This window comes from Nostoc sp. NOS(2021), assembly GCF_017115025.1.
In the GTDB taxonomy this organism is placed as follows: domain Bacteria; phylum Cyanobacteriota; class Cyanobacteriia; order Cyanobacteriales; family Nostocaceae; genus Nostoc.
This window is the reverse complement of the sequence record NZ_JABXKM010000154.1, coordinates 1-3,816: the sequence shown is the minus strand read 5'-3', so window position 1 is coordinate 3,816 and position 3,816 is coordinate 1. Positions and strand designations below refer to the sequence as shown.

General features: G+C 43.0%; 4 protein-coding genes. 3 read left to right on the top strand and 1 reads right to left on the bottom strand.

The genetic code is table 11. The features are described 5' to 3' along the window. The coding region (locus tag HWQ41_RS19680) for a response regulator (RefSeq protein WP_292766341.1) at positions 1 to 997 on the top strand (997 nt) is incomplete at its 5' end. Further along, positions 994 to 2,295: a response regulator gene (locus HWQ41_RS19675; RefSeq protein WP_292766338.1), complete on the top strand. Its 1,302-nt coding sequence runs from the start codon at positions 994 to 996 to the stop codon at positions 2,293 to 2,295. The genes HWQ41_RS19680 and HWQ41_RS19675, both read left to right, overlap by 4 nt. Before the next feature lie 262 nt (positions 2,296 to 2,557). On the opposite strand, the gene HWQ41_RS19670 is transcribed toward HWQ41_RS19675, so the two are convergent. Then, positions 2,558 to 2,707, bottom strand: coding sequence for a hypothetical protein (locus HWQ41_RS19670; RefSeq protein ID WP_292766337.1), 150 nt, complete (start codon positions 2,705 to 2,707; stop codon positions 2,558 to 2,560). 636 nt (positions 2,708 to 3,343) lie between these two features. Between HWQ41_RS19670 and HWQ41_RS19665 the strand changes: the two genes are divergently transcribed. Next, complete coding sequence (locus HWQ41_RS19665; protein ID WP_334784115.1) at positions 3,344 to 3,601, top strand: helix-turn-helix transcriptional regulator; 258 nt, start codon at positions 3,344 to 3,346, stop codon at positions 3,599 to 3,601. Positions 3,602 to 3,816 lie beyond the last annotated feature (215 nt).

Sequence of the window (3,816 nt, the reverse complement as noted above, 5' to 3'; positions counted from 1 at the left end):
GGACAAGGGGGACAAAGAGAATCCCCAATCCCCAATCCCCAATCCCCAATCCCCAATGACCAAGATTCGTTTTCAGATTGAAGATACGGGTATTGGGATGTTACCAGACCAACTCGAAAAAATCTTTTTGCCCTTTGAGCAAGTGGGTGAAGCAGGGCAGCGATCTGAAGGTACTGGCTTGGGATTGGCGATTAGCCACAGAATTGCGGCATTGATGGGGAGCCAAATTCAGGTGCAGAGTCACCTGGGCGAAGGAAGTCTGTTTTGGCTGGATTTGACAGTACCAATAACCCTTGATCATGACTGGCATGGAGGAGCAATTGCCCCAACTCCCCAGAAAATTACCGGGATTCGGGGTAGTGCGCCTCAGATTCTCATTGTCGATGACGATCGCAACCACTGTTCCATGTTGACCAGTCTGCTGCAAGAAATTGGCTGTCGAACCCTGGAAGCGGCCGATGGCAAACATGGGCTACAGGTAGCAATTGAACACAATCCAGATGTGATTCTGCTCGATTTAGCCATGCCCAATATGGATGGTTTTGAGCTAATGGTTCACCTGCAAGCGAATCCGCAAACCCGTTCTATTCCGATTATCGTCTCTAGTGCCAGCGTTTTTGAGGAAAATCGCCAGCGGAGTTTAGAGGCAGGGGCAACAGCATTCCTGCCCAAACCCCTCCAGATCGACGAACTACTCAATAGACTGCGATCGCTGTTGAAAGTGGAGTGGATGTATGCCCAATCTTCGCCTCCCAAGGGTAAGCAGGTAACTGGTAGTGAATGGGTTCTACCATCCCAGGATGTTTTGCAACAACTCTATCATCTGGCAATGATGGGGGATATCTCGGCGATCGAGGGAATGTTAGGAGAGCTAATTGAGCAAAATAGTCAGCTAGCTCCCTTCGCAGCAGAGTTAAGCAAACTCACTGTCAATTTCCAAACCGGAAAAATCCGTAAGTTCCTCAAATCATTTCTCACAACGGAGTTACATCCATGATCGTCGATTCTCTCTCGAAACCCATACATATTCTATTGGTGGATGACAATCCAAACAATCTCAAGGTGCTACATGAAGCGATTCAGAGGTGTGGCTGGAAAGCCCTCATGGCAACAGATGGAGAGTCGGCGATCGAACAAACAGAATATGCCCGTCCCGATCTGATTCTCTTGGATGTGATGATGGCAGGTATTGATGGATTTGAAACTTGTCGCCGGCTGAAAACCAATCCCATCACTCAGAATATTCCGGTGATTTTCATGACTGCCCTATCTGATTCTACAGACAAGGTGGCGGGATTGGAAATAGGTGCAGTTGACTACATTACCAAACCCTTCCAACAGGAAGAAGTCATTGCCCGTTTAAAGTTACACCTGAAAATTTCCCATCTCACCCGCACATTAGAAGAACGTGTGCAAGAGCGCACCGCAGAATTAACTCAATCTCTACAACAGTTACAACAAACTCAACTACAACTGATCCAGAGTGAAAAAATGTCCAGTCTTGGGCAGATGGTTGCAGGTATTGGTCATGAGATTAATAATCCGGTTGGTTTTGTTGGCGGAAATTTATCCTATATTGAGGAATATGTAAATAATCTGCTTCGCCTAGTGAGCCTCCAACAGCAGAAGCTACCGCAGCCAGACCCGGAAATTGAAGAGCTTGTTGAAGAAATCGACTTGGAGTATCTGGTAGAGGATCTGCCGAAACTAATGGCATCAATGCACCAGGGAATTACCCGTCTTAAAGATATCAGCCTCTCTCTAAGAACTTTTGCTCGCACAGATATTGCATCTCAGGTGGAGTTTCAGATTCACGAAGGAATCGATAGCACTTTAATGCTGTTGAAACATCGACTCAAAGGTAATGGCGATCGCCCTAAAATCCAGGTTGTAACACAATACGGTGAGTTACCTCCAATCAGTTGCTATCCCGGACAACTGAACCAGGTGTTCATGAATATCATCGCCAATGCCATTGATGAATTTGATGAACTCAATCAAAACTACTCTGCTCAAGAGATTGCTGCTTGCCCGAACATCATCACTATTACTACATCAGTTGAATCTCAGCAAGAAACCGTCACAATTTGCATCCAAGATAATGGCCCCGGTATGCTTGCTGAGGTGCAAGCTCGAATTTTTGAGCCATCTTTCACCACCAAGGCCGTGGGCAAGGGAACCGGGCTGGGATTAGCTATCAGCTACCAAATTATTGTTGATAAACACAACGGACAGGTCAACTGCTTGTCAATGCCTGGTGAGGGGACAAAGTTTATTATTACTCTGCCCATTTGACATCTCCATATAGTTAATAACTTTATAGACAAATGTCCTAAATCGCTACTTTTAGCGGTGTTACTCGGAATCCCCAGAGGTTATTTTTGAGGTACTGGAGACTGTGGGTGTTCCTCAGCAGCAGGCTGTTGTATAGCAGGGAACTCTTAATAGGGAACAGGCTTGAAAGTCTATTGGTGTCAGTGTTTTCTGATTAGCTGATGTCAACCGCTACCTGGCAACTGCTGTACCAGATATCCTTCTCTACTCCCATAGAAAAGGGCTAGCCCTTTTCTGCCATACCCTTTTTCGCGATCGCTCTCCCAGGCTGACAGAAAAACGTTTCTGTCGTTTCAGGTAGGATCTCATAATCGCCGACACCAGTTAAACCAGCCAAAATTCCTCTCAACAAGCCAGCGTTTGGGTAGCACAATAAAACCCTTCTGTTCTTGATGGCGGGTAACAACACTTAAAATCCATCGATAGACATCAATGACCCAATGCTGAAAATTTTGCCAACCCAAATTGTGATTAACCGCACTGTTGCGATACCATACCTACGGCGGGCTACGCCGAAGCATACCTGATTGAGCTTAGAGAGTACTTGTATCACCAGTAATAGAAAGTGCTTTTTCGATCTCCTCAACTCACAAAACATACGGTGCGAGCGCTTGTGCAGTCTTGAAGGGGCGGCGAACATCGTCAAGTTTGTCGTAGTAACCTTTTAATGGCTGTGGGTTTCGATGAACTTTTGGCGACAGGTTCAAATCAAAAAGGGCTTGTAACAAACAATCGTGATTGGTTAGTTTAGTTTTGACGGTTGAGAAATGCGATATCTTAATCTCCTAATAGTTTGAGCCGGCAATGATACCCGATAAAATAGAAAAAATGTTTCCAACACAATCGTCGAAAGATTAAACCGCAATAGTTATTGCGGCAATTACATAGAACCTAGTTGATTATATTTCAAAAAATAATAGTATATTAGCGGGTTACAATTAAGCCTTAGCACCAGTAGCATGTAACAAAATATATATGACTCGCTATATTAAATAGTGTTTTAAGTCACATGATGATTAAAAAAGCTTTGGTAATAATCCAACAACCAGAAGTTGGCAAGCTGATTCTTAAACTTCGCATGATCACTGGCTTGACACAAGAAGAGTTTGCAACATCTTTAGGTGTTACTTATTCCACGGTTAATCGTTGGGAAAATGGGCACGCCAAGCCATCTCGCCTGGCCATGTACAGGATTGAAGAGATGTTAGAGGAGATAGGTGAACAGGGGCAAGAGTTATTAGCAAAATATTTACCAAAGAAGTTTTAAAGGAAAAACTTTATCCTATATATGGAAATTATTAAAATTTTTTAGTGTAAAAACGTATGTTTAAAAAATATTGCAATGATATTTACATAATTTACTTAAAATTTTTCTTTTATTTTAGCTCGTAATATACCAGCATAATTAATAGCTTTCTCCTAAATAGTTAGAGGTAATAACAAATGATTAATAATTCAAAATATAAAATTATAGAAAAAATT

Bases quoted from the DNA above. Each gene is read 5' to 3' on its own strand.
- HWQ41_RS19665 (WP_334784115.1), top strand. From the start codon at position 3,344: ATGATGATTAAAAAAGCTTTGGTAATAATCCAACAACCAGAAGTTGGC.
- HWQ41_RS19675 (WP_292766338.1), top strand. From the start codon at position 994: ATGATCGTCGATTCTCTCTCGAAACCCATACATATTCTATTGGTGGAT.